Below are 12,601 nucleotides of genomic sequence, written 5' to 3'. Positions count from 1 at the left end.
CCGGCTCTTGCGTCGGCCCGTTGCCGTAGCCGGGTCAGGCGGCCTTGGTCTTCAAGGCTTCTTCGTCGCGCACCATTTTTGTCACGGCGGCGAAGTCGAGCTTGCCGGAGCCAAGGACCGGTACCTTTGAGACCACCCGCACTTCGGCCGGGACCATCAGGTCCATGGCGCCGTTGGCCTTGGCGTAGGCGAGGAATTCCGCTCGTGTGGCGCCGGGTGCCTCGGTGATGAGGATCAGCTTTTCGCCCTTGCGCGCGTCGGGCACCGTGGCGACCGCCGACAGCGAGCCCTTCCACAATTCGCCGGCCAGCGCTTCGACAGCGGCCAGCGAGATCATCTCGCCGCCGATCTTGGCGAAGCGCTTGGCGCGGCCGCGAATGGTGATGAAGCCGCCTTCGTCGATAGCGACGACGTCGCCCGTATCATGCCAGCCGTCCTCCAGCGGTTCGAGCACGCCGGGCTTCTCGGCCCGGAGATAACCGGCCATGACATTGGGGCCGCGCACGAACAGCCGGCCGCCTTCGTCGACGCCGGGGACCGGATCGAGGCGGTATTCCATGCCGGGCATGATCTTGCCGACGGTTCCGGAGCGATTGTACATCGGCGTGTTGATGGAGATCACCGGCGCCGTCTCGGTGACGCCGTAGCCCTCGAGGATGCGTAGGCCGAACTTCTCCATATAGGTCATGCGCGTCGCTGTCTTGACCGGTTCCGCGCCGGCAAAGCAATAGCGTATCGAGCGGAAGTCGTAGGGGTGAGCGGTGCGCGCATAGCCGGAGAGGAAGGTGTCGGTGCCGAAGATGATCGTCGCGTTCGAGCCGTAGATCAGTTCCGGCACGAGGCGGTAGTGCAGCGGCGAGGGGTAGAAATAGACCGGCACGCCGGAGATCAACGGCAGCACCGTGCCCGCGGTCATGCCGAAGGAGTGGAAGATCGGCAGCACGTTGAACACCTTGTCGCCCGAATGGAAGTCGATACGCGACGCCGCCTGGGCGGCGTTGGCCAGGATGTTGCGGTGGCTCAGAACGACGCCCTTCGGCGTGCCTTCCGAACCCGAGGTGAACAAGATCACCGCCGCATCGCCGGGCTTGCGTTTCGCGCGCGGCGTCGACTTGCGCAGCAAGCCGAGCAGCTTATCCTTGAGACTGATGGTCTTTCTGAGATCGTCGAGCCACACGATGTCGACCGAGCGACCGAGTTCCTCGACCACGGCGCCGAGCTTTGCCTGTTCGACGAACGCGCGGGACGTCAGCACGGTGCGGACTTCGGCGGCCTTGCAGGCGGACAGAATATTGGCAGCACCTGCGGTGAAGTTCATCATCGCCGGAACCTTGCCGGCGGACATGACGCCGAGCAGCGTCGCGCAAGAGCCGTTGGCGTTGGGCAGCATGATGCCCAGCGTCTGCTGGTCGGCATAAAGGTTCTGGAACTTCTCACCAAGCACGGCGGCAGCCGTGAGCAGCTTGCTGTAGCTGAGAGAACCGGTGACCGGATCCTGAACTGCGAGCTGTTTCATGCCGCGTTCGTTCGCCGTCTCGATGATCTTTTCCAGTACGGTCTTGTCGATGTCCTGGGTGCGGAAAACGAGATCCGACATCACCTGGTAGAGCGCGGAACCCGCTGCGGCGCGGCGCTTGCGGCCCTTCAGCTCTTGCGGCACCTCGAGCTTGACCGGTTCCAGAATGGTCACCTTGACCTTCGGGAACAGGCGGCGGCGCACATGCTGCGAGCTCAGCCGCGAGAAGTAGGTCTTCTCCAGCCCGTCGATGCGCACCGGCACAACCATCGAGCCGGTCTTGTCGGCAACCATGGCGGCGCCGTCATAGACCTTCATCAGGCCGCCGGTCACGGTGATGCGTCCCTCCGGGAAGATCACCAGCGGGTCACCGCCCTGCACGATCTTGATCAGCGTGCGGGTCGACATCGGCTTGGCCGGGTTGAGCGGCAAAGCGCGGGCAAGTTTCATGAACGGCTTCATCCACCAGGCCTGGGCAATGGTGTAGTCGATGGCGAAGACCGGCTCCTCATCGGTCAGCGTCAAGGCGAGCGGACCGTCGAGGAAGCTGACATGGTTGAGCGCCAGGATCGGCGCCTTGCCGGCGGCTTTCAGGTTTTCCATGCCCTCGACTTCGAGGCGCAGGAAAGCGCGGAACAGGATGGAGACGAAGTCACGGAAGGGGTTCGTCGGCAAATATTTCAGCATCAGCCAGGCGGCAATCGCATTGGCCGCGGCGAGGCCGAACAGGATGCCGCCGGTCGAGACCTTTGTCTGGATCAGGGCCATGATGATGCCGCCGCCAGTCATGAAGCCGGCATTGACGATACTGACGGCGGCGACAACCCGGGCGCGCCGCGCTTCGGGCGACCAGGCCTGCACGGCGGCGAAGGTCGGCACCACCAGGAAAGCGGCTGCAATGGCCATGCCGGCGAGGTCGATGGCGACGCGGACCGTGTTTGGGCCGGCGAAGAACGCGCGAAGGGTTTCCGCCTGGGGCGACGGCGTCATGCCGGAGATGGTCCAGGCGAGATGCAGGCCGAACAGGGCGAGCAGCGCCGTGCCGACCGGTGCCGGCAACAGCACGATGCGGCCCTGCGACATCCAGGCGGCGATGGCCGAACCGATGGCGATCGAGACGGCGAACACGGCGAGGTAGACGGTGACGGCCATTTCGTTGCCGCCGAGCGAATCCTTGATCAGCACCGGCAGGAGCGAGAGCACGATGGCGCCGATCAGCCAGAACCACGACGTCATCAGGCCGGCGCGCCAGATGCGCGTGTCGGTGCGCAATTCGGCGACCTGGCGCCAGGTCGAGCGGAAGATGTTCTTGTCGATGACAAGGTCGGGCGCCGCCGAACCGGTCGACGGGATGTAGCGGCTGACGAGCCAGCAACCGACGGCGAGCGCCATCATGATCGGTCCGAACACCGCGACACCGATGCCATCGGCGGAAACGACGCCGCCGGCTATGGTGCCGCCGAGAATCGCGGCAAACGTAGCTGACTCGATCCAGGCGTTGGCCTTGGGCAGTTCCTTGCGTTCGAGGTGATCGGGCAGGATGCCGTATTTGATCGGTCCGAACAGCGCCGAGACAACGCCGAACATCAACAGCGCCGTCATCAGCACGGGAATGGACGACAGGGCGATGCCGACGACGGAGACACCCGCCGCCGCGATCTCGGCGAATTTCAGACGCTTGGCTATGAGAGCCTTGTCGAAGCGGTCGGCGAGCTCGCCGCCGAGCGCCGACAGGAGCAGGAAGGGGGCCATGAAGACGGCGCCCGCCAAGGTGACCAGTGATGCCGCCTGGTCCGCCGCCAGCGTGAACAGAATAAGGAACACCAGCGTGTTCTTGAGGAAATTATCGTTGAAGGCGGACAGGAACTGCGTCCAGAACAAGGGCGCAAAGCGCCTGGACGTCATCAGATGAGCTGTCGGTCGGTTGATCGGGGCGATTTCCATAGCGGCGACTTCCATTGGGCAAGACCGATTAAAATCCTGGCTGGATTGATCAGCGGTCTTGCGCGTTGAGCCTTGTTTAGCGGGAACCCGGTTACACTTCGTTACTGCGGCTGACTTCCATCAGCAACTTCTCGGTCTTGGCGTCTTCCAGCCGGTTGATGAAGCGGCTTGCCTCTTCCGAGTCGCGCAGCGTCTTGGTGATGGTGATCGAGGTGTGCACGAGCATGATGGCGGCCATGGCGTAAAACCCCTTGGCGGCGAAGCTCGCCTCCATGAAGTAGATGCCGCCGGCCATCATTGTGGTGGCAACGGCGAAACTGGCCATGGTGAAGGTCTTCCAGGCGCTTGAGTCCTTGGGGGAATAGGTGTTCGGGGTCATCGATATGGTCCTTTCGTTTCAAGGTTAGGTTGGTTGGGCGTGGGTCTGTTTCAGGCTGGATACAATCAGGCCGGATACAATCAGACTGGATAACAATCAGGCCGGGTACGATCAGGCCGGCTTGGTCATGGTCTTCGTGAGCCGTTCGAGCACGGCGTCGGCGCTGCTTCTCAGCGGCCCGCCGCAGCCGGCGGCCGCAAGCTTCTCTGAGACCGCGGCAGGATCGCCCGACTGTTCCATCTCGGCCATGGCGGCCGCGGTGGCGTCGATCTGCTTTTGCCTGGTGCGCAGGCGCAGCAGCGTCTCCTCGGCGTCCCTGAGCGCCGACAGGCTGGAGCCGGGCGCGCTTTCTCGCAGGCGCTGGGTCGAGTCGACCGCGGCAACGATGCGCTGGCCGCGCTGCAATTCGCGCAGGCGCATTTCGGAGACGCGGATAATCCGCTTGAGACGCTCGATCTCGGTGCCGAAGCTTTTCTGCGCCTCGGCGGAGGCGTCGCGTTCGGCTTCCAGCATGGCGATGGTTTCGGCGGCTTCGCGGGCCAGTTCATTCTGTCCCTGCTCGATCGCGGCGGTCGTGCGCTTCTCCAAATCGTCGATGCGGAGGACAAGCTTCTTGAACTGCGCGACTTCCTGTTCGTTCTGGGCGATGGCAATTGCAACCGCGCGGCGGGCGGCCGCGATAGCGTCGGCGCAATCGCGGATCTGCTGGCGCAGGATTATCAGCGCGTTGCGGTCGACGACCGCCTCGGCGGCTTCGTAGCTTCGGCCGCGAACGAGAGCAAAAAACTGTTTCAACATTTCCGTTTCTCCTCTATGAACGTTGTTCACGAGGCAAAGTAGCACATTGTGAACGGCGTTCAAGGAGAAAATGAACGGTGTTCATGATTGCGCATAAGAGAAGGTTAATGGCCGCAAAACGGGACGCCAAACGCGAGGACCTCAAAGGCAGGCTGATTGAGGCCGCGCAAGCGCGCATCCAGTCCTCGGGGCTCGCCGGTCTGCGTGCGCGCGACATCACGGCCGATGCCGGCTGCGCGCTCGGTGCGCTCTACACCGCCTTCGCAGACCTCGACGAGCTCATCCTGCACGTCAATTCGATCACGCTGGCAAGACTTGGGGCGGCGTTGGATCAGGAGGCGACCGGCGTCGCCGAGCCTAGGGCAAGGCTGAAGGCGCTGGCCAAGGCCTATCTCGGCTTCGCCCGCGACAACCGCATGGCGTGGAAGGCGCTGTTCGAGCACCGTATGGCGCCAGGCGTGGCGGTGCCCGAATGGCATCTGGCCGAACATGCGGTGCTGGTCCAGCATCTGGTTGAGCCGCTGGCCCAGCTGCTCCCGGCGGCGGCAACGCCGGAGCTTTTGGCCCGCGCGCGCACGCTGTTCTCCGCCGTGCATGGGATCGTCGCCATCTCGCTCGAAGACCGTTTCATTGGCCTGGCGTCCACCGATCTCGAAAGTGAGCTGCTGGGTTTCGTCGACACGCTGGTGAGCGGGCTGAAGGCGGAAAGAGAATGAGCTGCTGCGATCGGCTCTTGCTTCACGGCACTCTGCCCTTATGAAGATCGTGGCGGGGACTCGCCGGTTGATCCAGGCCGGCTGAGACTGTTGGGGATATCCGGTGACAATCGATCAGAACCGTCGGTTTCGACCCGAAATACAGGGGCTGCGCGGCTTGGCGGTCGCGCTTGTCGTGGTCTATCACATATGGCCGGATGTGCTGCCTGGCGGATATGTCGGCGTCGACGTCTTTTTCGTCATCTCTGGCTATCTGATCACGGGCCTGCTGGCGCAGATGGCGCTGCGCGGCGGCCGGATTTCACTGATCGAATTCTACTCGCGACGGGTGCGACGGTTGTTGCCGGCAGCAACCCTGGTGCTGCTGGTCGCATTGCTGGGCACGCTGCTTTTCATCTCAAAGGCGCGCTGGGAGGAAATAGGCAACCAGATCGTGGCGAGCGCTCTTTATGTCGAGAACTGGCGGCTGGCCTCGATTGCGGTCAGCTATCTCGAGGCCGACACCTTGCCGAGCCCGGTGCAACACTACTGGTCGCTTTCCATCGAAGAGCAGTTCTACATCGCCTGGCCGTTGGTGATGATCGGCGTGATCTGGCTGGCGCGCCGCCGTGACCTTCCGCTGAGGGCCTGCTTGATCGGGGCGTTGTCGGTCATTTTCGCGGCATCACTTGTTGCCTCTGTCGTTTTGACGGCGACGGATCCGGCCCAGGCCTATTTCGTCAGCCATACCCGCCTGTGGGAATTGGCGCTGGGTGGTCTGCTGGTGCTGACCGAACACCAGTTTCGACTGGCGGCACTCACTAGACAGTGGCTGGCGATCGCCGGCATCCTGGGCATCGTTGCGTCCGCCTTGCTGTTTTCCGCTGCAACTCCATTTCCCGGCGTCAGTGCGTTGTTGCCGACCTTGGCCACCGTGCTTGTCATCCTGGCTGGCGAGGTTGATGTCGGCCGGTTTCGTGGGCTCGATTCCTTGCCACTTCGTTTCGTCGGCGATCGCTCCTACTCGGTCTATCTATGGCATTGGCCGCTGATCACCATCTTCCAGGCGCAGGGTCATTCGCTGACCCTTGCCGGCGGTTTCGGCCTGATTGCGGCGACCCTGCTTCTATCGGATCTGTCCTATCGATATGTTGAGCAGCGCTACCGGCAAGCCCGGGGCGGCGCCTGGTGGAAGCCGCTGGGATACGGCACCGCGGCGGTTCTCACATGCGTGGCCGCATCCGGCAGCCTGCTGCTCTTTCTGAAGACCGAACGCATCGACACCGCGCTGATCGGCACGCCTTCCTACCCTGGGCCCGCCGCTCTTCTCTCCGGCGCCGTGGTCCCGGACGGTGTGAACCTTCTGCCGCCGCTGGCCCGGCTGAGGCGGGACGTGCCGGTCGTGTATGCAAGGAAGTGCCACCAGGAGGAAAGCTCGGAGCCCAAACGATGCTCTCTAGGCGATCCCACGGGTGCGAAAACAATGGTTCTGGTGGGAGATTCTCATGCAGCCCAGTGGGTGCCGGCACTGGACAAGATCGCAAAGGACCGCAACTTCAAACTGGTTACCTTTACAAAATCCGCCTGCCCATTCACCCGCGTGGCCATCACGGCGGATGGCAAACCCAACGTCTTATGCGCGCAGTGGCACGAAAAGGTGCTGGCCGAGATCCTAAAGCTGAAACCGGATCTGATCTTCACCAGCCAGTCCAATTACGGAGCGGTTCAGCAAGACGTGATGATCGAGGGGCTGCGAAGTCTCTGGGGCGGGCTGACGGACGCCGGCTCGCAAATCGTTGCCATCCGCAACACGCCCTATATGAAATTCGACCCGGGCGAATGCCTGAGTTCGACCCCAACGAAATGCGTCACCAAACTGAGCGATATTGAGCGGAGCAACGTGTTGGCGCTGGCCGCGGAAGGACAGAAAAATGTGCGCGCCATCGATATGCTCGATGCCATTTGCGGGCCGCAACTATGCGCGGCAGTTGTCGGCAACATCATCGTCTGGCGGGACAGTCATCATCTGACCGCCAGCTACTCGCTTGCCCTGGCGCCCTATCTCGCAGCGAAGGCGGGGCTTTGACGAGACGTCTCGGAACTTAGATGTGTCGACAGGCAGGAAAATTCCGCTGGTGGAGCTGAGGAGGATCGAACTCCTGACCTCGTCATTGCGAACGACGCGCTCTCCCAGCTGAGCTACAGCCCCGTCCAGCGGATGGCGCATTTATCGAAGGCTGCGGTTTCCTGTCAAGGCGGGGTTTTGCCGAAATCCCTTGTGCCCGATGCTTGTAGGCGACCGGCCCTTGCCGGTTTCGCGCTCAATGGCTACATGTCGGCAACAATCGGAGACCGGCATGCTAGCCCTCATTCAAACAATCGTCATGGCGCTGGACCTGTACTGGTGGGTCATCATCGCCTCGGCGATCTTTTCCTGGCTCTATGCGTTCAACGTCGTCAACTCGCGCAATCAGTTCGTCGGCAGCATCGGCAACATGCTCTACCGGCTGACCGAGCCGGCGCTGCGTCCAATCCGTCGGTTCATGCCCGACCTTGGCGGCGTCGACATCTCGCCGATCATCCTGCTTCTGCTCCTGTTCTTCCTCAGGCAGCTCATTCTCACCACGATAGCGCCGCTGGTCCTGTGAACCCGACGATGGCATGAACGCGCCATTCCGCTTGCGCGCTGACGGCATCGACCTGTTTATCCGGCTGACGCCGAAGTCTTCGGTGGACAGGCTCGAAGGCGCCGAGGTATCGGCCGACGGGCGCAGCCATTTGAAGGCGCGCGTGCGCGCCGTGCCGGAGAATGGCGCGGCCAATGCGGCGCTGGAACGGCTGGTGGCCAAGGCGCTGGGCGTTCCGGCATCGGTCGTGTCGGTCATTGCAGGCGGCACGGCGCGGCTGAAGACGGTGCGTGTGGTTGGCGAACCATCGACGCTGGTGAAGAGCATCGAGGCACTGGCCGCCGAATAATCCTCAGTCCCCCAGCGGCAGCTTCGGATCGTCGACCTTCAGCGTGTTCACGCTCTGCTTGATGCGGCGCAGGTTTTCGAGAACCCTGGGTCCGCGCGTCTCGGCCACGGAGGTGACGATCATGTCGACGATCGACAGCAGAGCATAGCGCGACGAGGTCGGCTTGTAGATGTTGCCGTCCTCCAGCGACTGGAACTGGATGACGGTATCGGCGGCCTTGGCGAGCGCTGATTCCGGCGGGGTTACGGCGATGGTGGTGGCGCCATATTGCTGGGCGACCTGCACGGCGTCGATGACCGATCGCGCATAGCCGGACACCGAGAACGCGATCAACGTCGTCTCCGATGTGGCGACCGCGGCATACATGCGCTGCAACTGCCCGTCGACCTGCGCCAGCACCGGCACGCCCAGCCTAAACAGCCGGTTCTGCATCTCGGTCGCCATCATCGAGGAAATGCCGCCGGAGCCGATGCACAGCACATTGCCCGAACTGACGATGCGCGCGGCCACGCCCACCAGCGTCTTCATGTCGAGGTTTTCGCTGGCGCGCTGGATGGCGGCGATTGCCGCTTCGGTGATGGCCGACGCAATGCGCTGCTCGCGCGCGTCCCGGTTCAGCGGTTCGGGCGATAAATACTGGCCGCCAATGGCGATCGCCTGCGCCAGGTAGAATTTGAAGTCGCGCAGACCCTCGCAGCCGAGATTGCGGCAGAAGCGGGTGACTGTCGGCTCGCTGACGCCGACGCGCGCGGCAATCTCGGAGATTGCCGCCTTGGAGGCGAAGTCGAGATCGGTCAGCACGAGGCCGGCCAGGCGGCGGTCCGATTTGGTGCCGTCCTGCGACATCAGTTGCAGCCGCGTGATGATGTCGGCCGGCGTTTTCATTTCAGAGGTTTCGTCTTCATAGCGCTGCCTTCATAGCGGCAGGCCTGTTGCCGTGTCGAACAGATGAATGTTGCCCGGCGCGACGGAGACCGGCAGCATTTCGCCGGGCTTGACCTGAACCCGGTCGCGGAATACGGCGCGCACCGTGTCGGCACCGATGGCGCCATAGACATGGGTTTCCGAGCCGGTCGGCTCGACGACATCGACCTTGATCGCCATCGCGTCGACAGCCTCGCCGATGACGAAGTGTTCGGGCCGTATGCCGGCCTCGACCGTGCTGCCAGCCGGCACCGTCTTGCTGCCGAGCGCCAGTCGCCCTCCGCCGGCCGATTCGAACCAGCTTTTCTCGGGCGTCGTCTTCAGGGCGCCGGAGACAAAACTCATCGACGGCGAGCCGATGAATGAGGCGACGAATTTGTTGGCGGGACGGTCGTAGAGTTCCAGCGGTGCGCCGACCTGCTGGATCTTGCCGTGGTCCATCACCACGATGCGGTCGGCCATGGTCATGGCCTCGATCTGGTCGTGGGTGACATAGACGATGGTCGATTTCAGCCGCTGGTGCAGCGCCTTGATCTCGGTGCGCATCTGCACGCGCAGTTGCGCGTCGAGATTGCTGAGCGGCTCGTCGAACAGGAACACCGAGGGTTCGCGCACGATGGCGCGGCCCATTGCGACGCGCTGGCGCTGGCCGCCCGACAGTTCCCGGGGATAGCGGTCGAGATAGGAGAACAGGTTGAGGACGCCAGAGGCCTTTTTCACCTTGGCGTCGATTGCCGTGCGGCTTTCGCCGCGGATCTTTGGGCCAAAGCCGATGTTGTCGGCCGCTTTCAGGTGCGGAAACAGCGCGTAGGACTGGAAGACCATCGCGATGTTACGCTGCTGTGGCGGCAAATCGTTGGCGCGCACGCCGCCGATCAAGAGGTCGCCTGAGGTGATCGGCTCCAGCCCGGCCAGCATGCGCAGCAAGGTCGACTTGCCGCAGCCGGAAGGGCCGACCAGCACGACGAACTCGCCGCTCTTGATGTCGAGGCTGATGTTTTCGAGGATCTTATGGCGTCCGAAGGATTTCGACAGGTCGCGGAACTCGACATCGGTCATGGTCAGGCTCCCAATATGTCGTCGATGAAGGGCAGGAAGCCGGCGGTCAGTCCGGCGTCGACCGGCACCACCGCGCCGGTTATCCCCGATGCGCGATCCGAAACAAGGAAGGCCACCGCTTCGGCCACTTCCGTGGCGTCGACGATGCGGCCGAGCGGATAGAGCCGCTTGAGCTTGCCGAGAACATCCGGGTTCTTGGCCAGCCGATGGTCCCATGCGGCGGTGCGGATCGAGCCGGGGCAGACGACATTGGCGCGCAGCCCGTTGCGGCCGAGTTCCACAGCGACCGATTTGGCATAGGCATTGATGCCGGCCTTGGCCGCGGCATAGGCCGGGTTGCCGAAATGGGCGATGGCGTTGACGGAAGAGATGAAGACGACGCTGCCCGAACCGTGCGCGGCCATCGCCTTGATCAGCGGATCGGCGAACAGCATCACCCCGGTCAGATTGAGGTCGAGCTCATGCGTGATCTTGTCGGGGGTCAGCGCTGCAAGAGTCTCGGCGCGCGTCCAGCCGGCATTGTTGATCAAGATGTCGGGCACGCCGTCTTTCTCGAGGATCGCCGTGATCGCGGCATCGGTGGAGATCCGGTCGAGAAGGTCGAAGACGTGGCGCGACGCCAGATGCGGACTGCCGAGCTGGTCTTGCGACTGGTCGCAGCCGACGACGCGCGCGCCACGTTCGGCCAGCAGCGCCACGATGGCGGAGCCTAGGCCGCCGCCGGCGCCGGTCACCAGCACGGTCTTGCCTGCGAATTCGGCCTTTGAAACCACGCTGCGCGCCTCCTTGGGATCTACATAGTCGGAAAACGCTATTTTAAGAAATGTAATTAAGCAACAGGATAATCCGCTTGCACGGCGTGAAATGAAGGATAATGTAGGAAAGTCACATAAAGCCTTGGCCGCCTGAAAGCCGCAAGAGCGCAGGCGCCAATCAAATGGGAGAGATCGAATGAAGCTTGCAAAATGGACTGTCGGCCTGATGGCCGGAATGAGCCTGCTGGCGCTGACGGCGCAGGCAGACGCCGGCGAGGTGCGCGTCACCGTCGCCGAATACAGCGCCAAGACCGGCCCGTATTTCGAAGCGGTGAAAAAGGAATTCGAGGCAGCCAACCCGGGTATCACCGTCAAGTTCGAAGTTGTGCCGTGGGACGTGCTGCTGCAGAAGCTGACCACCGACATCACGGCCGGCACCAATGCCGACCTGTCGATCATCGGCACCCGCTGGCTGATCGATTTCGTCCAGCAGGATGTCGCCGAGCCGCTCGACGGCTATATCAAGCCGGAGTTCAAGGACCGCTTCATCGACACCTTCCTGTCGCCCTCGATCATGGAGGGCAAGACCTACGGCCTGCCGATCGCGGCCTCGGCGCGCGCCATGTACTACAACAAGGAATTGTTCGAGAAGGCCGGAATCGCCAACCCGCCGGCAACCTGGACCGAGCTGCAGGAGGATGCGCGCAAGATCAAGGCACTGGGCACCGGCACGTTCGGCTTCGGCCTGCAGGGCAAGGAGATCGAGACCGACGTCTATTACTATTATGCGATGTGGTCGCAAGGCACCGAGATCCTCAACAAGGACGGCACGTCGGGCCTCGGCACGCCGGGCGCGCTCGAAGCCGCCAAGCTTTACAAGTCGATGATCGACGAAGGCCTGACGGAACCCGGCGTCACCTCCAACAACCGCGAGGACGTCCAGAACCTGTTCAAGCAGGGCAAGGTCGGCATGATGATCACCGCGCCCTTCCTGTCCAACCAGATCAAGGACGAGGCGCCGAACCTGAAATACGGCGTGGCCGCTATCCCCGCCGGACCGACCGGCGCGCGCGGCACGTACGGCGTCACCGATTCCATCATCATGTTCAAGAATTCCAAGAACAAGGATGAGGCCTGGAAGCTGCTCGACTTCCTGTTCACAACCGAACAGCGCGCCAAGTTCACGCAAGGGGAAGGCTTCCTGCCGGTGAACAAGGAGGAGGCCAAGATGGACTATTACGTCAACAATGCCGATCTGGCAGCGTTCACCGCGCTGCTGCCTGACGCCCGCTTTGCGCCGGTCATCCCGGGCTGGGAAGAAGTCGCCCAGATCACATCGGATGCGATGCAGAAGATCTATCTCGGCGGCGACCCCGAGGCAGGCTTGAAGGAAGCGGCTGCCAAGGCCAACGCCGTGATCAAGAAATAGGGCGTATCTCCCTGCGCCCGGGGGGGCCCCCCCCGGGGGGCCCCCCCACAAAAAAACACGCGGGGGGGGGGGGGGGGGGGGAAAAAAAAAAAACCGCCCCCCCCCCACCCCCCAAAAAGAGGATTG

11 protein-coding genes and 1 tRNA gene are annotated in these 12,601 nt (G+C 63.0%); 5 read left to right on the top strand and 7 right to left on the bottom strand.

Going from position 1 to position 12,601, the window contains the following annotated elements; all coding sequences use genetic code 11:
* Nucleotides 1-34: 34 nt before the first annotated feature.
* The 3 genes from NKJ75_RS29465 to NKJ75_RS29455 all read right to left on the bottom strand — a co-directional run bounded on the left by NKJ75_RS29465 (nt 35) and on the right by NKJ75_RS29455 (nt 4,637).
* Nucleotides 35-3,460, bottom strand: a complete 3,426-nt coding sequence (locus NKJ75_RS29465) for an acyl-[ACP]--phospholipid O-acyltransferase (protein ID WP_352500522.1) — start codon at nt 3,458-3,460, stop codon at nt 35-37.
* 91 nt (nt 3,461-3,551) lie between these two features.
* Nucleotides 3,552-3,839, bottom strand: coding sequence for a YiaA/YiaB family inner membrane protein (locus NKJ75_RS29460; RefSeq protein ID WP_023726092.1), 288 nt, complete (start codon nt 3,837-3,839; stop codon nt 3,552-3,554).
* A gap of 111 nt (nt 3,840-3,950) precedes the next feature.
* Nucleotides 3,951-4,637: a PspA/IM30 family protein gene (locus tag NKJ75_RS29455; RefSeq protein WP_352500521.1), complete on the bottom strand. Its 687-nt coding sequence runs from the start codon at nt 4,635-4,637 to the stop codon at nt 3,951-3,953.
* Between the two features lie 107 nt (nt 4,638-4,744).
* On the opposite strand from NKJ75_RS29455, the gene NKJ75_RS29450 reads away from it, so the two are divergent.
* Nucleotides 4,745-5,353 carry a TetR/AcrR family transcriptional regulator gene (locus NKJ75_RS29450; RefSeq protein ID WP_352500520.1) on the top strand — a complete coding sequence of 203 codons (609 nt, stop codon included), beginning with the start codon at nt 4,745-4,747 and terminating at the stop codon, nt 5,351-5,353.
* Nucleotides 5,354-5,456: 103 nt separating this feature from the next.
* Nucleotides 5,457-7,418, top strand: coding sequence for an acyltransferase family protein (locus NKJ75_RS29445; protein WP_352500519.1), 1,962 nt, complete (start codon nt 5,457-5,459; stop codon nt 7,416-7,418).
* A 47-nt stretch (nt 7,419-7,465) separates the two neighbouring features.
* On the opposite strand, the gene NKJ75_RS29440 is transcribed toward NKJ75_RS29445, so the two are convergent.
* Nucleotides 7,466-7,541 (bottom strand) — tRNA-Ala (locus tag NKJ75_RS29440).
* Between the two features lie 148 nt (nt 7,542-7,689).
* Here NKJ75_RS29440 and NKJ75_RS29435 point away from each other — a divergent pair.
* Nucleotides 7,690-7,980 (top strand): YggT family protein, encoded by a 291-nt coding sequence (locus NKJ75_RS29435; protein WP_023668602.1) that lies wholly within the window; start codon nt 7,690-7,692, stop codon nt 7,978-7,980.
* Nucleotides 7,981-7,993: 13 nt separating this feature from the next.
* Nucleotides 7,994-8,308, top strand: a complete 315-nt coding sequence (locus NKJ75_RS29430; protein ID WP_023693224.1) for a DUF167 family protein — start codon at nt 7,994-7,996, stop codon at nt 8,306-8,308.
* Between the two features lie 3 nt (nt 8,309-8,311).
* Here NKJ75_RS29430 and NKJ75_RS29425 read toward each other — a convergent pair whose 3' ends face one another.
* From NKJ75_RS29425 to NKJ75_RS29415, 3 genes are read right to left on the bottom strand one after another with little or no spacing between them, the layout of a single operon-like run.
* Nucleotides 8,312-9,193: a MurR/RpiR family transcriptional regulator gene (locus tag NKJ75_RS29425; RefSeq protein ID WP_352500518.1), complete on the bottom strand. Its 882-nt coding sequence runs from the start codon at nt 9,191-9,193 to the stop codon at nt 8,312-8,314.
* A 30-nt stretch (nt 9,194-9,223) separates the two neighbouring features.
* Nucleotides 9,224-10,291: an ABC transporter ATP-binding protein gene (locus NKJ75_RS29420; protein ID WP_023693223.1), complete on the bottom strand. Its 1,068-nt coding sequence runs from the start codon at nt 10,289-10,291 to the stop codon at nt 9,224-9,226.
* Between the two features lie 2 nt (nt 10,292-10,293).
* Nucleotides 10,294-11,064: an SDR family oxidoreductase gene (locus NKJ75_RS29415; RefSeq protein WP_023693222.1), complete on the bottom strand. Its 771-nt coding sequence runs from the start codon at nt 11,062-11,064 to the stop codon at nt 10,294-10,296.
* 178 nt (nt 11,065-11,242) lie between these two features.
* Between NKJ75_RS29415 and NKJ75_RS29410 the strand changes: the two genes are divergently transcribed.
* Nucleotides 11,243-12,475: an ABC transporter substrate-binding protein gene (locus NKJ75_RS29410; RefSeq protein ID WP_352500517.1), complete on the top strand. Its 1,233-nt coding sequence runs from the start codon at nt 11,243-11,245 to the stop codon at nt 12,473-12,475.
* Nucleotides 12,476-12,601 lie beyond the last annotated feature (126 nt).

The sequence above is a fragment of the Mesorhizobium sp. M0058 genome (genome assembly GCF_040323095.1).
In the GTDB taxonomy this organism is placed as follows: domain Bacteria; phylum Pseudomonadota; class Alphaproteobacteria; order Rhizobiales; family Rhizobiaceae; genus Mesorhizobium.
Note: the sequence above shows the minus strand (reverse complement) of the source record. Positions and strands in the feature narration are given on the sequence as shown.

Coding starts and splice junctions, on each gene's coding strand:
- NKJ75_RS29465 (WP_352500522.1), bottom strand. CDS start 3,460: ATGGAAATCGCCCCGATCAACCGACCGACAGCTCATCTGATGACGTCC.
- NKJ75_RS29460 (WP_023726092.1), bottom strand. CDS start 3,839: ATGACCCCGAACACCTATTCCCCCAAGGACTCAAGCGCCTGGAAGACC.
- NKJ75_RS29455 (WP_352500521.1), bottom strand. CDS start 4,637: ATGTTGAAACAGTTTTTTGCTCTCGTTCGCGGCCGAAGCTACGAAGCC.
- NKJ75_RS29450 (WP_352500520.1), top strand. CDS start 4,745: ATGGCCGCAAAACGGGACGCCAAACGCGAGGACCTCAAAGGCAGGCTG.
- NKJ75_RS29435 (WP_023668602.1), top strand. CDS start 7,690: ATGCTAGCCCTCATTCAAACAATCGTCATGGCGCTGGACCTGTACTGG.
- NKJ75_RS29430 (WP_023693224.1), top strand. CDS start 7,994: ATGAACGCGCCATTCCGCTTGCGCGCTGACGGCATCGACCTGTTTATC.
- NKJ75_RS29425 (WP_352500518.1), bottom strand. CDS start 9,193: ATGAAAACGCCGGCCGACATCATCACGCGGCTGCAACTGATGTCGCAG.
- NKJ75_RS29420 (WP_023693223.1), bottom strand. CDS start 10,291: ATGACCGATGTCGAGTTCCGCGACCTGTCGAAATCCTTCGGACGCCAT.
- NKJ75_RS29410 (WP_352500517.1), top strand. CDS start 11,243: ATGAAGCTTGCAAAATGGACTGTCGGCCTGATGGCCGGAATGAGCCTG.